Annotated in this window: 15 protein-coding genes and 1 pseudogene; 9 read left to right on the top strand and 7 right to left on the bottom strand. The window is 52.8% G+C overall.

Annotated features, from left to right (window positions below; genetic code table 11):
- Positions 1–64 precede the first annotated feature (64 nt).
- From NFR25_RS02775 to NFR25_RS02765, 3 genes are all read left to right on the top strand, one after another.
- A complete protein-coding gene (locus tag NFR25_RS02775; RefSeq protein ID WP_251197726.1) occupies positions 65–1591 on the top strand; it encodes an MBOAT family O-acyltransferase in 1527 nt (508 codons plus the stop codon).
- Between the two features lie 26 nt (positions 1592–1617).
- Positions 1618–2934, top strand: a complete 1317-nt coding sequence (locus NFR25_RS02770; RefSeq protein ID WP_251197725.1) for an alginate O-acetyltransferase AlgX-related protein — start codon at positions 1618–1620, stop codon at positions 2932–2934.
- Positions 2935–3044: 110 nt separating this feature from the next.
- Positions 3045–4289, top strand: a complete 1245-nt coding sequence (locus NFR25_RS02765; protein WP_251197724.1) for a glycosyltransferase family protein — start codon at positions 3045–3047, stop codon at positions 4287–4289.
- Here the strand turns inward: NFR25_RS02765 and NFR25_RS02760 are convergent.
- On the bottom strand, positions 4286–6106 hold the full coding sequence (locus tag NFR25_RS02760) for an ATP-binding cassette domain-containing protein (protein ID WP_251197723.1): 1821 nt from the start codon (positions 6104–6106) through the stop codon (positions 4286–4288). The genes NFR25_RS02765 and NFR25_RS02760 overlap by 4 nt on opposite strands.
- Before the next feature lie 9 nt (positions 6107–6115).
- Positions 6116–6895, bottom strand: coding sequence for an ABC transporter permease (locus NFR25_RS02755; protein ID WP_251197722.1), 780 nt, complete (start codon positions 6893–6895; stop codon positions 6116–6118).
- 248 nt (positions 6896–7143) lie between these two features.
- Between NFR25_RS02755 and NFR25_RS02750 the strand changes: the two genes are divergently transcribed.
- Positions 7144–8040: a hypothetical protein gene (locus NFR25_RS02750; RefSeq protein WP_251197721.1), complete on the top strand. Its 897-nt coding sequence runs from the start codon at positions 7144–7146 to the stop codon at positions 8038–8040.
- 2 nt (positions 8041–8042) lie between these two features.
- Positions 8043–8657, top strand: a complete 615-nt coding sequence (locus NFR25_RS02745; RefSeq protein ID WP_251197720.1) for a hypothetical protein — start codon at positions 8043–8045, stop codon at positions 8655–8657.
- A gap of 276 nt (positions 8658–8933) precedes the next feature.
- Here NFR25_RS02745 and NFR25_RS02740 read toward each other — a convergent pair whose 3' ends face one another.
- Positions 8934–10313 (bottom strand): MFS transporter, encoded by a 1380-nt coding sequence (locus NFR25_RS02740; RefSeq protein ID WP_251197719.1) that lies wholly within the window; start codon positions 10311–10313, stop codon positions 8934–8936.
- A gap of 199 nt (positions 10314–10512) precedes the next feature.
- Here NFR25_RS02740 and NFR25_RS02735 point away from each other — a divergent pair, with 199 nt between their 5' ends.
- Positions 10513–12102, top strand: a complete 1590-nt coding sequence (locus NFR25_RS02735) for a Re/Si-specific NAD(P)(+) transhydrogenase subunit alpha (protein WP_251197718.1) — start codon at positions 10513–10515, stop codon at positions 12100–12102.
- Entirely contained in the window at positions 12099–13583 is a 1485-nt protein-coding gene (locus tag NFR25_RS02730; RefSeq protein ID WP_251197717.1) for an NAD(P)(+) transhydrogenase (Re/Si-specific) subunit beta, read from the top strand. The genes NFR25_RS02735 and NFR25_RS02730 overlap by 4 nt, the downstream gene beginning before the upstream one ends.
- A gap of 256 nt (positions 13584–13839) precedes the next feature.
- Here NFR25_RS02730 and NFR25_RS02725 read toward each other — a convergent pair whose 3' ends face one another.
- From NFR25_RS02725 to NFR25_RS02715, 3 genes and pseudogenes are all read right to left on the bottom strand, one after another.
- Positions 13840–14172, bottom strand: coding sequence for a hypothetical protein (locus tag NFR25_RS02725; RefSeq protein WP_251197716.1), 333 nt, complete (start codon positions 14170–14172; stop codon positions 13840–13842).
- 13 nt (positions 14173–14185) lie between these two features.
- Positions 14186–15397, bottom strand: a pseudogene (gene gltS, locus NFR25_RS02720) (sodium/glutamate symporter); the annotation flags it as partial.
- Between the two features lie 48 nt (positions 15398–15445).
- Positions 15446–16453, bottom strand: coding sequence for a TAXI family TRAP transporter solute-binding subunit (locus tag NFR25_RS02715; protein ID WP_251197714.1), 1008 nt, complete (start codon positions 16451–16453; stop codon positions 15446–15448).
- A gap of 358 nt (positions 16454–16811) precedes the next feature.
- Here NFR25_RS02715 and NFR25_RS02710 point away from each other — a divergent pair, with 358 nt between their 5' ends.
- Positions 16812–17696, top strand: coding sequence for an enoyl-CoA hydratase/isomerase family protein (locus tag NFR25_RS02710; RefSeq protein WP_251197713.1), 885 nt, complete (start codon positions 16812–16814; stop codon positions 17694–17696).
- A gap of 549 nt (positions 17697–18245) precedes the next feature.
- The gene (locus tag NFR25_RS02705; protein WP_251197712.1) at positions 18246–19556 is read left to right on the top strand and encodes a CaiB/BaiF CoA transferase family protein; all 1311 of its coding nucleotides are present in this window, start codon (positions 18246–18248) and stop codon (positions 19554–19556) included.
- A gap of 295 nt (positions 19557–19851) precedes the next feature.
- On the opposite strand, the gene NFR25_RS02700 is transcribed toward NFR25_RS02705, so the two are convergent.
- Positions 19852–20469, bottom strand: coding sequence for a flavodoxin family protein (locus NFR25_RS02700; RefSeq protein ID WP_251197711.1), 618 nt, complete (start codon positions 20467–20469; stop codon positions 19852–19854).
- Positions 20470–20486: the final 17 nt, after the last annotated feature.

Below are 20486 nucleotides of genomic sequence, written 5' to 3'. Positions count from 1 at the left end.
GTGCGGCTGGGCATTGAGCTAACATATTTGCAGGTAAAGCATTTTGTAAAGGATTTAGTATCCAGTGGTGTTTTCGAGCACAATTTTTCTATTTGGATTTCTTCCGCTCTTTTTTGCTATCTATTTCTTAGTACCTTCACTCGCTGTAAAAAATATTGTTCTGCTCGCTTTCTCATTATTGTTTTATGCGTGGGGAGAGCCCGTTTATGTGTTTCTGATGATTGGCTCGATCGCAGTGAACTGGCTTGCGGGCCTGGGAATATCCAAGACAAATCAGCGTTTTTCCAAGAAGACGGTGCTCGTGTTGGCAATCATTGCGAACTTGCTCGTACTTGGATTTTATAAATATCAGGGTTTCCTTGCATTCAATATAAATCGTGCACTTGGTGAAGAATTTCTTGCAGAGCTCGAATTAGCCCTTCCGATTGGTATTTCTTTCTTTACCCTTCAGGCGATTACTTACATCGTTGATGTATACCGTGGCAGAGTTGTCGCTCAAAAGAATCCGCTCTATATGGGTATGTATATCGCCATGTTCCCTCAGTTGGTTGCAGGCCCAATTGTTCGGTATGCCGATATTGAGCATGCTATCGACCATCGCGTGGTAACTATGGATGGGTTCACTCAAGGACTTAGACTTTTTATTGTGGGTCTTGGCAAGAAGGTTCTCCTTGCCAATATCGCTGGTATTTTAGCAGATTCCTTATTAATGAAAGAGGCTGCTGATATCGGTTTTATTGGTTGTCTGTCAGGAGTCTTAGCTTATACTTTTCAAATTTATTTCGATTTTTCGGGCTATTCCGATATGGCTATTGGGCTAGGTAAGATGATGGGTTTCGATTACCCAAGAAACTTTAATTATCCTTATATCTCGAAGTCGGCAACAGAATTCTGGCGTCGATGGCATATGTCTTTAGGGGGCTTTTTCCGGGATTATGTTTATATTCCTTTAGGCGGCAATCGTGTAAAGCAGCCGCGGTTTGTATTCAATACGATGGTTGTGTGGGCTCTTACGGGCATTTGGCACGGTGCTGCCTGGAATTTTATGCTGTGGGGCATCTATTGGGGTGCCCTTATCCTTTTTGAGAAATTCTTCATGATGAAAGTGCTCAATAAGCTTCCTTCGTTCGTTAGCCACGTTTGGTGTATCGTGCTTTTCATCTTTGGCTGGCTCTTATTCTCCGTGACAGGTCTGCAAAATGTTCTTCAATGGACTGCGGCACTATTTGGTGCATATGGACTTACGGGCACATCAACTTTATGGGAGCTTCAGTCTTGGAGCTATATTTCTCTAATTCCAGTAATGATTATCGGATCGTTGCCTTGGGCACCTTGGTTGCGTAAGAAGATACAATTATGGGCAGAGGGAGCATCGGATTGTAATGTAATTGCAGCTCCTGAAAAAGGAAACGAAGCTGTTCCCGTGTGTCAGGTTCAGATCGCCCGATCAGTTTCGGTGATTCCTGCGCGTATGCGCGTGGTGACCATGGTGAATATCGCGGTTGATCTTGCGCTCATTGCTATTCTGGTCCTCTCTTCTTTTTCAATAGTTTCCAGTTCGTACAATCCGTTCATTTACTTCCAGTTTTAGGATTTGTATAACGAGAAGGTAGTGAATTGTCTTTAGTATCACCTGAATATAAGAGCAACGATACTGGTTTTACTGGCGTAGCGATGAAGTCCCGTAATCTGATTTTTGCAGTGATCGTTTGCATTTTTCTTCTTGGTCCTTTTGGTGTGTTTGTGATTGGAAGCGGGGGAGTCGACCTTCCTAGTTGGTTAACCGCTGAAGACTCTGCTTATTTAACGGGCGGTCTTGTAGAAACGAACATCGAGGAAAGCTTGAATTTAGATGGGTACGCTTCAAAGACACTTCAATCTGCTTTGGAGAACAAAATCGGAAATAACATACCCGTCAAAGCGCAAGTAATCTATATGAATGGCGCGTTACAGCGTCAATGCATCGAGGCTTCGAACGCGCTGTTTAATTGGGAGAGTTATCCAGCGTTTTTCGGATCGGCATACTGCTATATCCCTAGACAAGACAGAATTCTTCCAATACCTCAGCGCATGACCCAGGAAACTGAACAGGCGTTTCAAAATTATATCAAACACTTAGATGAATTTTCTAAAGCTCATCCCGATATAGATTTTGTTACATATTTTGCTCCAGGGTGGGATACCGCACTTTACTCTCCTTTGAACGATCTGACATGCGAGAGCATCTCTTATGCAAAGGTGCAGGAAATCGTGGACAGTGCATTAGAAGATAAAGGCGGTTCGACGAATTCTAAATATCTCTTTGCTCAATACAATGGTGACCAAGATGAGGCAAAGTATCTAGCAGACTATTATCGTTTTGATCATCATTGGAATAATAGAGGGGCTGCACGTGCATATTATCAAATTGCAGAGTCTCTTAACTTACCGCAGCGGGATGCGGGTTATTGTTTTGATATTGCAGGTGAACCGTATTCGGGCGCTTATGCGCGAAGTGCTTCGATGAACGTTGCCGAGCCGTTTGTTGGTGTGAGCAATGGACTAGACTCGACTATAGTCGATTACAGAAATCATGAATGGATAATGGGTGAGCATGTTCGATATTTTGACGCTGGTAGTTTAGAGAGACACTACAATGCTTACACGCTTTACTCCGAAACACTCGAAGGCGCCACGATAAAAACCGGAAACGGGGATAAGAACGTTCTTCTTCTAAGCGACTCATATGGTGGTGCTCTGCAATACTTTTTGCCGTTATCGTGTAATAGCCTCGTACAAGGAATTAGCTTGTCAATGGGTGACACAAGCTCAGATACATTAGAGCAGATTTTGGCAAATTGCGACGCTGATATTGACGCTGTTGTATTTGTCGCGCATTCTTCGAATATTTCAGGATTGTCTCGAAGAAAACCTGATTTTTTTGCGTTTGAATAACAAGGAATACGTTTAATAGCTTCTTCGCAGACAACGTTCTCTATGCGTAGAGGTACAGAAATAAAGAGGTTGGTTTTGCTATGAATGGCGGGCTTCGAAAAAAGCGAATCTTGATCACGCACACTACCATCTCCCAGATCATGGGATCGACGGTGGTGGCGGCGCAGCTTGCTTCCTGCTTGAAGGAAAAGGGCGCCGCGGTCACCGTGTTCTCGACTTCCTTCGCTAATCCTGCAAAGGAGATGTTCGAGCGACTTGCCATTGATGTCGTCTTCGATGAAGATGCTCAGTTCGATCTGTATTCGTTCGATTACATCTGGGTGAACTCCCAGATCTTACCACTATCTATCGTGGCGGCGCTCGACCAGTTCAATGGTGCGACCGAAGAGCAGCAGCAAATCTTGTTGAAGGAAATGCCTTGCTTCATCTTTAACCACATGGGTGCCATGGAAGAAGTGAGTGACGAATATCCTTATATCCCGCTTCTGGAAGAGTCGTTAGCTTCGCTCGAGGTGTTTGTTTCTTCTGAAGCGCGTGAGGTGATGGAACCCTATTATGATGCTGACCGCAATGCGGCTATCCCACAAGTGGTCTTTCCTAATCCTGCGCCGCAGCAGTTCGCCTTCGACCGCCCTGCGCTTGCGCAAGGTGCAAAGCCTGGATCGATCTTATTCGTTTCGAGTCACCTGCCTGAAGAAGCATATCAAGCCATGGATATGTTGAAGAGTCAAGGTTGCGAGGTGCTCCATATTGGTGCTGGAGCAAACGAGCGCGAGGTCACCCCCGAGGTGATCGCACAGGCCGATGTAGTGGTGACCATCGGCAAGACCGTGCAGTATTGTTTGTGTTCGGCCACGCCCGTTTTCGTCTATGACTATTTGGGCGGATTCGGCTACTTGAATGACAAGAACATCCAAGCGGCGCAATATGCGAATTTCTCAGGACGCGGCGGTGCGAAGATGTCTGCAGACCAGATCGTCTCTGCTTTGTTGGACGGTTACGAGCAGGCCTCTGTCTACCTGCAGGCCAATCTTGCTGGGCTCAGGGAGCAGTTCGACATGGGATCGCAAGTCGACCAGATCTTCGCTCAGGCACAGCCACGCGGAGATATCTCATTCCCTTATCGAGGCTATACGAAAACGCTGATGCAGCAAGAACGCTTTGCTCAGCGTTTCTGGAAAACGTGGTATGAGTACATCGCACTGTTCGAATGGACTCGAGAAAATCGTGATGCCATCGATCATCTCCTGGGCACGATCGACGATATTCGTGGCAGTGTAAGCTTCAAGGCTGGCCGCGCCTTGACTGCTCCGATGCGATCTTTAAGGAATGTCTTTACGCGTAAGGGCGACTAGCGAGCAGCTTTGAGTGCCTTCGCGATCAATTGTTGGTCATTCTTGTTGGAGCGCGTGTCATCGCCAATGAAAGTGACCTGGTCAAGATGCGCGGCGTGATCCTGAACGAAGCCAAGGATGTTCGCGATGCTGTCCAAGCTTTGGGAGTCTTCGAGCCAGATGAATGCTCCGCGCAATCCCAGATAGGCACCGATGGACAAGACATCGTGCAGCCCCCAGACCGAAGCAACCACCACTTCATCCTTGGGAGCAAGACCTTGTTCAGTTTGCCACTCATTGATCATGCGGCTCGCATCCGCCAAGCTGCTTCCCACGATCCTGGTAACTTCGAAGCTCTGTTCTTTGTAGTGGTCGATAAGATCAAAGCTCAGGCCGCCTAAAGATATCAAGCGGTTGAACTGCTTGGTAGCAAACAGATCGCTCACTTCCTCAGTTAATTGATTGTTCGCGACACTGAAGAACAGGGGAGCCTTGTTCGCGTAGATGAAGGGCATCAAGGAAACCACATCGCCGATGCAGCCATCGTAGGTGATGACAGCGGTGTCTCCCCAGCCAGATCCATAATCGATGCCAGCGCGATACACGGATAGGGTCAGCTCTTGCAAGGTATTACCAGCAACGATATTGATGGTGGCTTCAGTATGAAGTGCAAGCTCTTTGACCACGCCTTCAGAAACGAAGGGATCCGAGCCCACCACGAAAAGCTCACTGGCTTGTGTGGACTCAAGGGTGTTCAGAGCCTCTTCAGGGATCGATCCATGCTTTACCAGCAGCAGTGCTGATTCGAGCGAGCCTGCAAGCGCATTAGCAAGCAGGGACGAAGAAGCATCTTCGCCTGAAGCGATTACCACCGACGTTTTCTTTGAGAGCGGGAAGGACTGCTCGAAAAGCTGGGAGGCGATATCGTAACGATCCTTGCCCGAAATAACCTGAACGCTTTCTTCATCAGGTGCGATGGGGCTATTCATAACGTTATAGACCAGCGATTCCGACTCTTCGCTTCCAGCGCGCCCGCCGATCGAACGGTAGATCTCGCACACTTCTTCAGCGGTGCCGATCATGCGCGTGTGGCCTTTTTCGATCCAAATAGCCTTGTTGCAAAGGCGTTCGACCTGGTCGCTATTATGCGAAACGATAAGAACGGTCACGCCATGGTCACGGATCAAGCTGCGAATGCGGCGTTCGCATTTTTGCTGGAACATGAAGTCGCCCACCGAGAGCACTTCGTCAACGATCAGAACATCAGGAATGATAACGGTCGCGATTGCGAAAGCGATGCGAGCCACCATGCCAGAAGAATAGTTCTTCAGCGGCATGTCAAGAAACGGGCGGATCTCGGCAAAATTGACGATCTCGTCGAAGTGCTCGTTGATGAATTCTTTTGAATAACCCAGCAGCGCACCATTCAGATAGATGTTCTCGCGAGCAGTCAGCTCGATGTCGAAGCCCGCACCCAGTTCGATAAGTGGCGCGATAGTGCCATTCACTTCGCAGGTACCCTTCGTAGGATCGAGAACGCCCGCGATGATCTTGAGCAGGGTTGATTTGCCCGACCCGTTCGTCCCCATCACACCGAACACGTCGCCGCGCTTCACCGTAAGAGAAACATCGTCGAGCGCACGGAATTCCTTGAATGAAAGCTTCCTACGGGCAATGGAGATAGCGTACTCCTTCAAGCTATGGAGTTGTTCGGTGGCCATGTTGAAGATCATGCTCACATGGCTGACCTCGATCATGGTCTCAAGCTGATCGTCGTTGAATTCGGTCGTTTTCAGATAGGTTTGGTTAGGGGCTATTTGTTCGTTATTCTTGCTCATCGATGCGCCCTAAACATAAAGGATGAATTTCTTCTCGAGCTTACGGAATACCAGGTAGCCGATGGCCAGCACCACTGCACCCATGGCGAAGCAGATCAGGTTCTGCTCGAGGCTGGGCGTGATGCCCCATAGCGCAATGTCACGTAGGTAGGTGACGTAGTGATACATCGGATTGAAATTCATGAGAGATTGCATCCAGTCGGGTAGGATGCTCATGGGGTAGAAAAGCGGCGTGGCGTAGGTCCAGGCAGTGATGACAACACTCCATAGGTGCGCGATGTCGCGGAAGAACACTACGAGCGCAGAAAGCAGAAAGCCCAACCCCGCACTGAAGAGCAGTACGTAGAACAATAGAAGCGGCAAGAACAGTAAGTTGATGGTGGGAGCTACTTGGAAGAAGATCATCACTACAGCCACTGCGATGAGCGAAAGACAGTAGTTGATCAGCTGGAATACCACTTTTTCAAGCGGGAAGAGAATCTTCTCGATACGGATCTTCTTGATGAGCGGTGCCGAATCGATGATCGAATTCATGGCGTTCGACGTTGAATCACCCATCAGCGTGAAAAGAGTGGTGCCCAAGATAAGATAGAGTGGATAATACTCGATATCAAAGCGAAACATGAAGCTGAATACAGCTGTGAGCACGCACATCATCAGGAAGGGATTCAAGACCGACCAAAACATGCCCAGCGCGCTGCGGCGATATTTCAGCTTGAAGTCCTTGCTCACGAGCGAGGTGAGGATGAACCAATTATGCTTGCTGAAGAGCTTCGTCTGGTTAGCCAAGTCAGATCCTCTAGTGGTTTTGCTGTGGCGCTTTGGGCGGTGCCGAATGCGCTTGCAAGTCGCGTTCAATTCAAAGAGCTATTATATCAATTCGGGTGATGAAGGCCGTTGATTATGCGGCGAAGCGCGACTTGGGGCATACCAGTGCGTATTTATGTGCAATTGAGTGCAGGCGCAAAGGCTCGCTGCTCCTACGTGGTATCATGCAATATACGGTTCACTCTATCTAAGACCAAGGAGCAACGCCCGTGAGCGCCGATTCTTATAATCCCAGCAACAGTGGCAGATCGTCCTTCTTCGCTGACGATTTCGACCCCAGCGCTTCACCATTCGACTCGCAGGCTACCCCTGCGTTCGGGTTTCCAGTGGTCTCTGGTGATGAAGCCCCAGACTATTCGGGCGCTTCGAACAAGGCCGACAGGTCCAAGGGCGATCAGAAGAGCATGAACAATGCGGGGAAGGGTAGCTCGAACAAGGGCTCGAATCCTCCTTCTTCCACTAACAATAGCTCGAACGGCTCGAAGAACGCACAGGGCTCCAATAATGGTGCACCCAACAGCTCTAACAACACCCCTAACCCCAACAAGGGCAAGAACAAGAAGAATTCGAAGGCGAATGATCGATCGAATGCCAACGCAAACGCAAACGCTCATGCGAAAGGTTCCGCGAATACGATGAAGGATAATGCGAACAACTACGATTTCCTGTGGGAAGACGATAAGCAGCGCCGCTCTGCAAAGGGCGATGCAGGCACCACTACGGTCGTCGAATCGGATACCGATTATCTTCTGCTTCCGCATCCAGATATCTTCAACTCGTACCCGCCTGAGGTCCAGCGCAAGATCATGGAATGGGCGGACCGCGATGTTCGTGCGCGTCGTGACGACGAATCGCTGCGTCAGGATGCGCTGGTGCGTGCCCGCGCCTCTCGTGAACGCACCGCGGTTACGGTTCCTGTGGCCATCATCATCCTCTGCATCGTTTGTGCGGCGGTGACTGGCATCGTTACACGCAGCGCGCTGTTCGTGATCGCGTTCTTGGCCATCGCGTTGGCCATCATCCTGTCTGTCTATTTCACGAAGAAGAACGATCTCTTCGCGTATTCAGAAGAGTACGAAGAAGAGGACGAGACCGAGGAGGAATAGCCATGGCGGAATTCAGCCCTACGCGCACCCATGCAACGTGGAAGCCGCGCGTAACCCCGGTTCCTATCCCCTATTTTCGCTGCCAAGAATGTGGCGCTGTGTTGCAGGGCGTTGACGGCGATGTCGAGATAACCATGAGCGACAATCATCGCTCGCAAGTAGCGGAATTGCCCTATGCTCATACCGATTTTCATCCTGAATGCTGCGGCAAACCTATGGAGCGCCTTGAAGGCATCTCTTACCTTGAGGTGAAGGACAAGCTCGACCTGGACTATCAGATCGTGGGCAGCTACGATCACAATGCGCTTCGCGTTACTTGGAAGGTGGTCGAGCCTGGTTATGAACCGCGCTGGTTCGCTATTAAGACCTTCACGGGCGTGATGACCAAATATGTCACGCCGAAGAAATGGCCGCCCATTGTCTTCGCGTTCGCCGATGAAGATGCCTACGCCTATTGCGACGAAGATCCATGCCTCGAATGCACGTTCCGCTGCAAGCGTGGTATGGAGGTATATTGCTATACCCCGAAGCTCGGGCTCATCGTCATGCCGCTCGAGCGCATGGTGGCAACTGGCAGTGCCGGCTTCGATCGCGTTGAAGTTCCCAAAGTCAACTAACCTGGGGACGGGTTCATTTCTGTCCGGGACAAAAAGGGGACAGGTTCAAATTGCGAATCACCTGGGATGCTACGGCTGCAAGGTAATCGTGCGTAACTTACCCGCTGGCGCTGTTTCGCCCTTCGGGCTCATGCGCTGCACTGCCTCATGCATTTTACGGAACCCAGCTTAGCTGGGTTCTTTTATTTGACGGTATTCAGAGTAAGTTCTGCGCGCTCACCTTACATCCGCAGCACCGTGCACCATTTTTGGGGACAGTTTTGAATCCGTCTCCGGTTAGCGAGCGGCATCTAGTTCGGCAGCTTTTTCGCTGCGAGTGATGTGGTGAGCATAAACCGTGATCACGATAATGGCGCACACGATGGTCATGCCCATCATCGCGAAATAGCTGGTGGTATAGGTGCCGGTCAAAGCGCACAATACGCCAGGCATCAAGTTGAAGATGAATCCGCCGAAGGCATAGGCAAGCTGGAAATGTCGAATGGTCTTCAACATCTGCTCAGCCGAGCTCAATTCGAGCGACCAAAGCGCGATGCCCGTGGTGCCAAGCGGCATGCCAATGCCCAAGATCACTGCTGCTGCAGCAGCTTCGGGAATGCCACCTGCGCCGATGAGCGCGCACAACAGCATAGCAAGCGTGAGCAGGATGAAGAACAAGAACGATCCAGCTAGTGTGCCGAAACGGTCGCATACCACGCCCACGATGAACTTCGACACGGTTAGGAAGACGCCCGCCAGCGATATGAGCACGGCGGCCACACCCATATCGATGCCTTGGGTGGTGAGCAGGATGCCGAAGTAGTTGTACCCCGCCACGGATACACCGCCAAGCAGCACGATGGCCACGATCATCGCAAGATACGACGCTTTAGGTAGCGGCACGATGGACAGATTCACCTTGGGTTGTGCGAATGGACCCAGGTGGTGATAGTGATGCACGCGATGAAAGTGGTGGCGGCGATGCTTGTGGCGATGATCGTTCTCTGACGCGGCGGCATCAGCGTGTTCAGCCTTACGTGCGGTCGCACATTCGGCATCTTCAACTGCCGCTTTCTTCGCCTCGAACGGTTTTGCTCCCACATCCTCAGGTTTTGCGCGCACGAATACGAGCAGCGCAAGTGCTGCTACCAAAGCCAGCGCTGCTTCAACATAGAACGAAACGGAGAGCGAAAACGCATCGATCAGCCATCCTGCCAGCAGGGGAATGACTATCGCTGCCACACCGCTTCCCATGGTGGCGATGCCTGAAACTGAGCCCACCTTCCCACGGAACCAGTTGCCGATCAAGAACGTGGATGCCACCATGCCGCCCAGACCGTAACCGATGCCCGCGAAGAAGCTCGCAAAGCACAGGCCCGCTAGCGATCGTGCACATCCGAACAGCACGAATGCAAGCACCGTGAACAACGTTGCCACGAAGAAGCCGATACGCGGATCGATGCGACGGTAGTAGAATCCCGTGAAGAACATGCAGACCAGCGCTACGAAGGTGCGCACAGTAACCACGACCGACCCACCTACGTCACCCACGCCAGGTAGGTCGACGATATACGACTGATAGATGCTGAACGATGTTGACGTGAAACCTACGTTCACGAACAGCAGCAAGAATGCGCATGCAACGATGATCGGTCTGTAATGCTTCTTCGTTTCCACGATACTCAGTATAGACCCGTTCGCTGGACCTGCTCGGTCATATTGCGTCCATATGATGCAGCGCAGCTTTGTTTGATCTTACCTTCAGAGAGGAGGGGTCGATGCAAGATTAACAAGTTGTAAAACTCATGCACGAATATCCTTCGCGCAAGAGGCCGTAGCGCTATAATGGAGGCTTCAAAAATACGAGGGGTTAACTATGCGTATTGGAATTCCAAAAGAAACACGCGCGGGTCAGACGCTTGTTGCAGCTACGCCGAACACGGTAAAGAAGCTCATCGCGCTCGGTTATGAAGTTGCGATCGAGCGTGGCGCAGGTGAACTGGCTAGTTATTATGACGCGCATTATGAAGAAGCGGGCGCAAGCGTGGTCGATGCGGCGCATGCTTGGGCAGCAGACATGGTGGTTTGCCTGGATGCACCTTCGCTCGAGCAGGTCGCTCAGATGGCATCGGGTGCAACACTGCTTTCACGTCTTGATCCTCAGAATAACAGCGAGCTTATCGCGGAATGCGTGGCGCGCAACATCACCGCTATCGCTCTCGATGCAGTGCCGCGCATCTCGCGCGCCCAGTCGCTCGACGTACGCTCTTCGCTCATGAACGTGGCGGGTTATCGTGCGGTCATCGAGGCTGCCAGCGTGTTCGGCCGCCAGTTCGCTGGTGCGGTCACCGCTGCTGGTCGTGTGGCTCCCGCGAAGGTCTACGTTATCGGCGTGGGCGTGGCAGGCCTTGCAGCTATTGGCACCGCTGGTTCGATGGGTGCAGAAGTATCTGCTACTGACGTGCGTGCCGATGTGGCCGATCAAGTCCAATCCCTCGGTGCCACCTTCGTGGAGATCCCAGTCCAGCAAGAATCCAGCGATGGGTATGCTCGTGAGCTCGACGAAGACGATCAGGCTCGCACCCAGCAGGTCTACGCTAAACAAGCTGCAGCCAGCGACATCGTCATCACCACGGCGCAAGTTCCTGGTCGCCCTGCACCGCTGTTGCTCACCGCAGAGGCGGTCTCATGCATGATGCCCGGTTCGGTCATCGTGGATATGGGCGCATCCGATCTGGGCAGCAATTGTGCGCTCACCAAGCCTGGTGAGGTCACCGTTACCGAAAACGGCGTCATCATCGTAGGCTATACCGATCTTCCTGGTCGCTTGCCCGGCCAGGCTTCGCAGCTCTTCGGCCAGAACATCGTGAATCTGCTCAAGTTGGTCACATCTGAGAAGGATGGTGTGCCAGTTTGGGATGAAGAGGATGTGGTCGTGCGTGGCATGCTCGCTGCTCGCGATGGCAATCTTATGTGGCCACCACCTCCTGTTCAGGTGTCAGCTGCGCCGGCACCAGCAAAACCTGCCGAGGCGCAGGCCCCAGGCCAGGCTCAAACCGACGCCAAAGCCAAAGCCGAAGGCGCCTCCACTGCAGAAGAGGTGCAAGAAGAACCTTCGCGCTTCCGTGGTCTGTGGTGGAAGGCGCTCCTTGGCGTTCTTGCGGTGTTGCTCATCGTGGCCGCACCAGCTTCCATGTCCAGTCACTTCATCGTATTCGTGCTCGCCTGCGTGGTAGGTTTCTACGTCATCACAGGCGTTTCCCATACGCTGCACACCCCGCTCATGTCTGAGACAAACGCGATCTCGGGCATCATCGTAGTGGGCGCGCTCTTGCAGATCGGCTCATCCGATCCGCTCATCGTTGGCCTGTCGTTCGTTGCTGTGGCCCTTGCCTCGATCAATATCTTCGGCGGCTTCTTGGTCACCCGACGCATGCTCAAGATGTTCGAAAGGAGCTCCAAATGAGTGGAAGCATTCTCGCGCTCGATTCGCTCTCAGCAGGCGCTCCTAACCTCGTGCAAGAGATCCTGAATCGTTCGGAATCGCTCGCTTATATCGCGGCGGCGCTGTTGTTCATCCTCGCGCTCGCAAGCCTCTCGAAGCAGAAGAGCGCTATGCGCGGCAATGTGTTCGGCATCATCGGCATGGCGGCAGCGCTCATCATCGTCATCGTGGCCACTACGGTCGAAGGCGATCAGATGCCCCTTGCTACCCTCGGCTTCATCCTGGTGGCAGTGCTCATCGGTGCTGCAATAGGTGTCTGGAAAGCCCTGCGCGTCCAGATGACCGCGATGCCAGAGTTGGTCGCGCTGCTCCATTCCTTCGTGGGTGCGGCAGCGGTGCTCGTCGGCATCAATTCATTCTTGGCAACACCGGGCGATGGCACTTATGAAGGCGCATTCCATATGGGCGAAGTGGGTCTTGCTGTGTTCATCGGCGCGGTCACGCTCACGGGTTCGATCATCGCGAACTTGAAGCTCTCTGCGCGCATCTCTGGCAAGCCGCTCATGCTGCCTGGGCGCAATCTGTTGAACCTGCTCATGCTCGTCGTTTGTTTGGTCTGCATCGGTTGGTTCGTGGCTACCCAAGGCGTTGACCAGGGCTTCGTTCCGCTCGCTATCCTCACGGTGGTCTCGCTCATCCTGGGCGCGCATCTGGTGCTCGCTATTGGCGGTGGCGACATGCCCGTGGTCATCTCCATGCTGAATTCCTATTCTGGTTGGGCGGCCGCTATGGCTGGCTTCACGCTGGGTAACGACCTGCTCATCATCACTGGTGCGCTCGTTGGCTCTTCTGGTGCGTATCTTTCCTACATCATGTGCCAGGGTATGAACCGTTCGTTCATCTCGGTCATCTTGGGTGGTTTTGGCAGCGATGGGGGATCGAGCTCTTCTTCGAGCAGCCAGGATCTAGGCGATCTTACCCATACTGAAGTTACGCCCGAAGAAGTTGCTGAGCGCTTGAAGCAGGCTAAGACCGTGGTCATCTCTCCTGGTTATGGCATGGCGGTGGCACAGGCGCAATTCCCTGTGGCAGAGCTCACGCGCAAGCTCATCGAGCGTGGGGTCGACGTGAAATTCGCCATCCATCCCGTGGCTGGCCGCATGCCCGGTCATATGAACGTGCTGCTCGCAGAGGCGAAAGTGCCCTACGACCATGTGTATGAGATGGATGAAGTGAACGACGATTTCGATCAGGTCGATGTGGTGCTCGTCATCGGGGCGAACGATACGGTGAATCCATCAGCTGAAACGGACGAGAATTCACCTATTGCAGGCATGCCGGTCATGCGCGTATGGGATGCGAACAACGTCATCGTCTCGAAGCGCTCTATCGGCAACGCTGGTTATGCTGGTGTAGAGAACCCGCTGTTCTATAACGAAAATACCGATATGCTCCTTGGTGACGCAAAGGATTCCGTAGAGGCGATCATCCACGCGCTCTAGTTGGGGACGGGTTCAATTCTGTCCCGGACACTTTGGGGACAGGTTCAAATGGTGAATCTTTTGGGGTGCTGCGGCTGCAAGGTAATGCTGCATAACTTACCCGTTCCGCTGTTCGCCCTTCGGGCTCATGCACTTCACTGCCTCATGCATTGTACGGAACCCAGCTTAGCTGGGTTCTTTTTTGGTTAGTGTTCAGAGTAAGTTCTGCACCCTCACCTTACATCCGCAGCACTGTGTATGGTTCAGCGAACGCCCTCTAATCGTCGGGCGTGCCGTTCACGAGCGTGCGCGCCAGATCAGAGAACAAGCCATGCTTGTGATGAGGCTTTTCCTCGGTAGTAGAGTCGATCTGTTCGCATTTGCCCGTATGGAACTCTGGTACCGCAAGGGTATCAAACACTACGCTCTGCTTCTCATCGCAATGCTGTTCGCGCTCGAAATCGCCAGGAACGTCAACCTTGCCCGTATGCACTTCAGGCAGCGCGACATTATCGCCTGCATTGCTGCCCAGATTGTCAGCCGCGGATACTGCTTCGGAACTGGGCTTTGAGCTGGGCTTCGTTTGATCGTGATGCTTCTTATTAAACATTGCAAACCATCCTCTACAACAAGTTGATGAAGAACGTGATGCTCAAACTGTTGACGAAGTCGGCATACATACTACCGATGAGCGGGATCAAGAGGAAGGCCTTAACAGAAGGTCCATATTTATCGGTCAAAACCTGCATATTCGCCATTGCGTTCGGTGTGGCACCCATGCCGAAACCGCAGCTACCAGCGGTGAGCACGGCCGCATCGTAGTCGCGGCCCATGGCATTGAACACCACGAAGCGCGCGAACAGCACCATGAAGATCACCTGACAGGTGAGCAGGATGATCATCGGCAGCGCCAGGTCAGCAAGCTGCCACAGTTTCAACGTGATCATGGCGATACCCAAGAACAGCGAAAGGCAGATGCCACCCAGGTCGTTGATCTCACCAATGTGGATGGTGATCTTGCCCGTGTATTCACCGATGTTGCGCATGATGGCTGCAATGATCATAGCGCCAATATAGATGGGGAAGGTCATGCCGGTCATGGAAAGCAAATAGGAAACGAGCGTACCTAGGCCCATGGCGATCGCAAGTTGATAGGCTGCTGGCGCATATTGGGAAATGGAGCGATGATGCTTCTCTTCCTCTTCGACCAGCGGAGTATCGTCTGCGATAACGCGCGTCTTGAGCAGATCCTTCTTCTTGATCAGGCGGTTGCCGATGGGGCCACCAACAAGAGAGCCTGCTACCAAGCCGAAGGTCGCTGCGGCTGTGGCGACCGTGGTCGCGCCAGTCACGCCCAAGTCTTCGAGCACGGGGCCGAATGCGCCTGCGGTACCGTGGCCACCCACCATGGAGATAGAGCCTGTTGCAAGGCCGATCATCGGATCGATGCCCAACACATTAGCTACTCCCACCGCGATGATATCCTGCGCCTCGATCAAGAACAGCACGCAGAAGAGCAAGATGATCAGCGCTTTGCCGCCGCTCTTCAGCACTTTGATGTTCGCTTGGAAGCCCACCGAAGTGAAGAACACCACCATGCAGACGGTCTTCAACGTGTCGTCCCAAGCGAAGTCCACCACGCCCGTCACGTAGAGCACGCACGTGATGATCGAGAAGAGCAAACCGCCCACAACAGGGGAGGGAATGCACAAACGGTCGAGCACTTTGATCTTGGTCTTCAACCATGCACCGATGAGCAGCGCCACTACTGCTATCGCGAGCGTTTGATACATATCGAATGAAACTTCAGCCATGGGCTTATCCTTATCTATTTCTTCAGGCGGGCCGGCGAGCCATTGCGCGAGCCCGAAGGGACGGGTGGGTTAATCGTCTTGGCTTGCGTTGACCGAGCTGCCTTCATCATCAACATCCATCACGGTCACGTTGATTCCCTGCTCAGCATAGAAATCACCTGCGCCAGGATGGAAAGCGATAGGGATACCTTCGATGGCCTCGATCACCAGTGGCTGCATCGAGCTCTTCAACTTGCCAGCGAAATCGACCTCGCCGTCGAAGAGCAGCGCCATCATGGCGGCTACCTGATCGGCAGGTACGTCGTTACGGGCAACCAGCACTGCGCGCACGCCCACGGTCTGAGCCTCGGTGTTCTGGCCCGCATACGTGCCAGCAGGAACGGTGCAGGGCGTGTAATAACTATGGCGCTTGGTCAGAACGTTCACTGCGAAGGGGTCGAGCGAGACCACGCGAACACCCATGCTCTCGGAGAGGTTGGTCACTGCTGGGGTGGGGATCGCTGCGGTGATGAAGGCGGCATCGATCGAGCCTTCCTTCATGGCAGCAGCCGAATCCGAGAAGCTCAAGTATTCTGCCGTGAAGTCTGATTCCTGCAAGTTGTAGGCATCGAGCACCTGCAGCGCATTTTGCAACACGCCCGATTCGCGCTCGCCCAAGCTTACGGTCTTGCCTGCGAGGTCTTCGACCGAATAGATATCGCTATCAGCAGGAACGATGATCTGACACACTTCGGTGTAGAGGCCAGCTACGGCACTGTAGCCAGTGTATTCGCCTGAATTCGAGAAGAACCCGGTGCCGTTATAAGCGTCATTCAGGGTATCTGCCTGCACGATGGCCATATCCAAGAAGCCCTGAGAGAGCAAACGGAGGTTCGCGCTCGATCCTGCGGTGGTCTCGACCGAGACGGTGGGCACCGCATCGTCGTTTTGCGATTCTTCGGCCAAGAGCGAACCGAATTGGTAGTACATGCCTTCGTTGTTGCCCGTGCCCAGGCGCAGCTCTTCGTTTTGCGAGCAGGCGCTCATGCAGCACAGTGCAAGTGCAAGAACGGCTATCAAAGCAGCAAAGCGCTTCATAGGAAACCTTTCGTTCATTTGTTCGGGGTCTTCTTACTTTACTAGAAGATAGTGGGAAAGGTCCTTACAAATAGAGCGCTGTTCGTCTTGTGCGCGTCAGTGTCTTAGCAGTGACGCGTTGGGGCTGCCCGGCCTCGGCTCGTTATCCGCAGTGGCAAAACGCTGTATCGGCTACCCTCGTGCATGCCAGTTGCTTCAGACGAAGGATGCCCAGGTCGCTACCATTCGCGCCGCTCAAAGGGCGAAACGCGTGTTCACCTACGCAGGTTGCCGCGATTGTTTATTGACAACCGAAACATTGAAACCTACGATGAATAAACGCTAAATTTATTAGTTTCAGAAATGGAAGGGGAAACGTATGAGCGTTTACCAAGAGGCATATCATTTGCCAGAGTTTACCTACGACAAGTATGCAAAGCTGACGATTGAACAGCGTGGTCCTGTTTATATCTGCTCTTTCAACGATCCGGGTAACCTCAACGCAATGTCCTATGAGCAGATGGCTGAGTTCAACGACTTCTTGAACCTCGTCCGCTACGACAAGGACTGCCGCGTCATCGTTCTTACCGGCGAAGGCAATTCCTTCTGCGCTGGCTTCAACCTGAACGACCTGTTCCTCGATCCTCCTGAGGACATGGGCCGCATCCAGCGCGACTTCTATGTTATGCAGCGTATGTGCTCCGACCAGGTTCTCAACATGGCTAAGTGCGAGCAGCCCATCATCGGCGCTCTCAAGGGCTTCGCAGTTGGTGGCGGTCTTTCCATCGCAACCGCTTGCGACATGCGTATCCTCGGCGAATCCTTCAAGATGAACGCTGGCTACCTCTCCATCGGTTATACCGGCACCGACATGTCCGGCTCCTTCTATCTCCCGAAGATCGTTGGTTATGCTCGTGCATGCGAGATCCTCATGAACCCGCGCCGCTTCAAGGCAGAGACCCTCGCTGAGTGGGGCTATGCTGTCAAGGTCGTCGCTGATGACGATGTTGTTGAAGAGGCTGTCAAGCTGGCTGAGGAGATCTGCCGCGAGACTTCTCCGTTCGGTCTGCGCCTTACCAAGGAAGCTCTCCAGAGCTCTCTCGACGGTCTGTCTCTGGCCGACCAGGTCAAGATGGAGAACCGCAACCAGGTTCTGGCTGCAAACACCCAGGACGCATATTGGGGCATGCAGAAGATGAACCCGAAGAACCGCGAGGAAGTCAAGGCTCATCCCGAGAAGTACGTCATCACGAACAATCTCTAAGCCACTCCCTTCCCTATGGTTTCGCCCCGTGCGAAACGAACGGAACTTCAAGGACCCAGCTTTACGCTGGGTCCTTTTTTGTCATCGAAGCGGGCATCGATCCTGTTCACTGAAGACGCTATGCGCAAACAATGAGGCGGTAGGGGGACGGGGTCTCGGATTCACTCTGAACGCCAACTTGATAAGACGAAGCTCAGCTTGCTGAGTTCGCAAGACAAAGCATGGGGCAGTGCAGCGCATGAGCCGAAGGCGAACAGCGGAACGGGTGGATCCGAGACCCCACCCCTGCAGTCTCGCTGCTTGCGGTACCGACTTTTATTTACGGACAAAACAAAGAAAGTGTCCATGAAGCGAACCTCAATTTGACGAAATTATCCGCAAATCAGCAATGATTCGTGCGAAAAACAGCAGCAAATCGCTGAAATTTTCGAGCTGAATTTTCGGCCGTTCGGACAAAGATTCATTACTGACCATCCACACGCATAAGGCGTAAGGTCATACTGGAAAGGAACCGAAATTACCGGTGAGGAATGAAAGGAGATATTCTGTATGTCAACTACAGAAAAGCTCAATGGCTATGGCCCACTTGCTGGCGTTAAAGTTGTTGAACTCTGCGAATGGGTTGCTGCTCCTGCTGCGGTTCGTTGCCTCTCTGAAATGGGCGCAACGGTCATCAAGGTAGAGCCCCCTTACGGCGACGCTCAGCGTACTCAGGGCCCCGGCTTTGGTTGCGAGCAGACCGACATGGAAGATCCTACGATCGACCTTAACAACACCAACAAGAACTTCGTTTCCATCAACCTCAAGAATGAGGAAGGCATGAAGTTCATGAAGAAGCTTCTTGCTGACGCAGACATCTTCGTTAACAATCTGCGCGACAAGGCTCTCATCAAGATGGGTCTCGACTACGAAACCCTTCACAAGGAATTCCCGAAGCTCATCTGGGCACAGATGCGTGGCTATGGCGAATATGGCCCTGAAAAGGACAGCCCCGGCTTCGACGCAGTGTGCTGGGCAGCTCGCGGTGGCGTTGCTAACGTTTTCCGTGAGGACGGCGAATCTCCTGCGATCGCTCCTCAGGCATTCGGCGACTACAACGTCGGCCACATGCTTGCAACGGGCATCCTGGGTGCTCTGTTCAACCGCACTCGTACTGGTAAGGGCGAAAAGGTCGTCACCAACCTTTATGCTGGCGCTATCTGGGGCGGCAACATCGGTATCTGTGCTACGCAGTTCGGTGCTCCATATCCTAAGTCTCGTAAGCACGTTCCTAACCCCTTCAACAACACCTATCGTACCTATGACGAAAAGTGGATCTACATCTGCATGCCTCAGTACGATAAGTACTACCCGATGATGATGGGTCTGTTCGATCGCGCTGATCAGGTTGACAATCCTGACACCAACAACCTCACCTCTCTTAAGGCTTCTGGCAAGAACGTCGAAGTTATCGAGTGGCTCGAAGAGGCTTTCGCAAAGAAGACCTTCGACGAGTGGATGGCTATCTTCAAAGAGAACCAGGTTCCTGCTCAGAAGTGCTTCCGTTACACCGACGTTGTGAAGGACGAAGAGGCTTACGACAACGACGCACTCCGTATGGTCGAATACGACGCATGGGGCAAGCGCGCACTGCCTATGACTCCTGTTCGCTTCGGCTCCTATGGTGATCCTCCGGTCATCCTCTCCAAGCCGATCGGCTATCACACCGCTGAATTCATGAAGGATTATGGCTACTCCGACGACGAGATCGCCAAGATCGCTGAAGACGGTGGCGTAGTGGTCTATGATGGTCCTGAGATCGAAGACAAGATCTTCGTCTCCAAGCGTCAGGCTGCAGGCGAAGCACCTTGCAACTGGTAATAACCAGTTAACATGCTTCTTGAAGTCCCACTCGGTAACGGGTGGGACTTTTTATTTACGCGAATCTAAAATCTCGCTAGCCCCCTAAATACGTTGTGCGTAGAGAGCGGGGTTGGAGGGGCAGGGTCGTAGATTTATTCTGAACACTAACTAATAAAAGAACCCAGTCGAATGACTGGGTTCCGTAAAACGCATGAGGCAGTGCAGCGCATGAGCCCGAAGGGCGAACAGCAAAACGGGTGGATCCGAGACTCTGCCCCTCCAACCCCGCTCCCTGCGGAATAACCCGTGGAAGCTAGCCGATCTTCTTGATGAGCTCCGTCATGTCGATGCCAAGTTGACGGGCAACAACGGGCGCGATGGGGTCGTCGGCAACCGAACGACGCCACTGAGGCTTGCCGTCCTTCATACCTGCCATCAGCGAACCAGTGATGCTCGATGCGATAACGGGTCCTTCGGGGCGCGGATGAACGACTAGCATCTCATGGGTGGCGCAGAACTGATTCAGTGCTGCGCTAGTGGACTCAGAGCCACAATTGTCCAGGCCGGACATGGTCATGAAGCCAGCAACCTTGCCCTTGAGCTGATTCGCAACCATATGCAGCGGACGCGTGCGGTCCATGAAGCACTTCATGCGCGCAGATACGTTCGAGAAGTAGTCAGGGGATGCGAAGATGATGCCGTCAGCTTCGAGCATCTTCGCCTTGATCTCTTCCATATCGTCATCTTTGATGCTGCACTTTGGCTTGAACAAGCAACGGTTGCAGCCAGTGCAATACTCTACGTTCTTCTCGGCCAGTTCGATCACTTCGGTCTCTGCGCCCAGTTCTGCCGCGGCAGTGAGCGCCTGGTTGATAAGGTAGTCAGTGTTCTGGCCTACGCGGTGGCTGCCATTGATCGCTAAGATCTTCATAGAGATCCCCCTCTTCT

The organism is Anaerotardibacter muris (genome assembly GCF_943192915.1).
Taxonomy (GTDB): domain Bacteria; phylum Actinomycetota; class Coriobacteriia; order Coriobacteriales; family Eggerthellaceae; genus Anaerotardibacter; species Anaerotardibacter muris.
This window is presented reverse-complemented; position numbering and strand designations above follow the sequence as displayed.

Excerpts from the sequence above, each read along its gene's own strand:
- NFR25_RS02745 (WP_251197720.1), top strand. The coding sequence starts at position 8,043 with ATGGCGGAATTCAGCCCTACGCGCACCCATGCAACGTGGAAGCCGCGC.
- NFR25_RS02715 (WP_251197714.1), bottom strand. The coding sequence starts at position 16,453 with ATGAAGCGCTTTGCTGCTTTGATAGCCGTTCTTGCACTTGCACTGTGC.
- NFR25_RS02730 (WP_251197717.1), top strand. The coding sequence starts at position 12,099 with ATGAGTGGAAGCATTCTCGCGCTCGATTCGCTCTCAGCAGGCGCTCCT.
- NFR25_RS02725 (WP_251197716.1), bottom strand. The coding sequence starts at position 14,172 with ATGTTTAATAAGAAGCATCACGATCAAACGAAGCCCAGCTCAAAGCCC.
- NFR25_RS02710 (WP_251197713.1), top strand. The coding sequence starts at position 16,812 with ATGAGCGTTTACCAAGAGGCATATCATTTGCCAGAGTTTACCTACGAC.
- NFR25_RS02735 (WP_251197718.1), top strand. The coding sequence starts at position 10,513 with ATGCGTATTGGAATTCCAAAAGAAACACGCGCGGGTCAGACGCTTGTT.
- NFR25_RS02700 (WP_251197711.1), bottom strand. The coding sequence starts at position 20,469 with ATGAAGATCTTAGCGATCAATGGCAGCCACCGCGTAGGCCAGAACACT.
- NFR25_RS02705 (WP_251197712.1), top strand. The coding sequence starts at position 18,246 with ATGTCAACTACAGAAAAGCTCAATGGCTATGGCCCACTTGCTGGCGTT.
- NFR25_RS02760 (WP_251197723.1), bottom strand. The coding sequence starts at position 6,106 with ATGAGCAAGAATAACGAACAAATAGCCCCTAACCAAACCTATCTGAAA.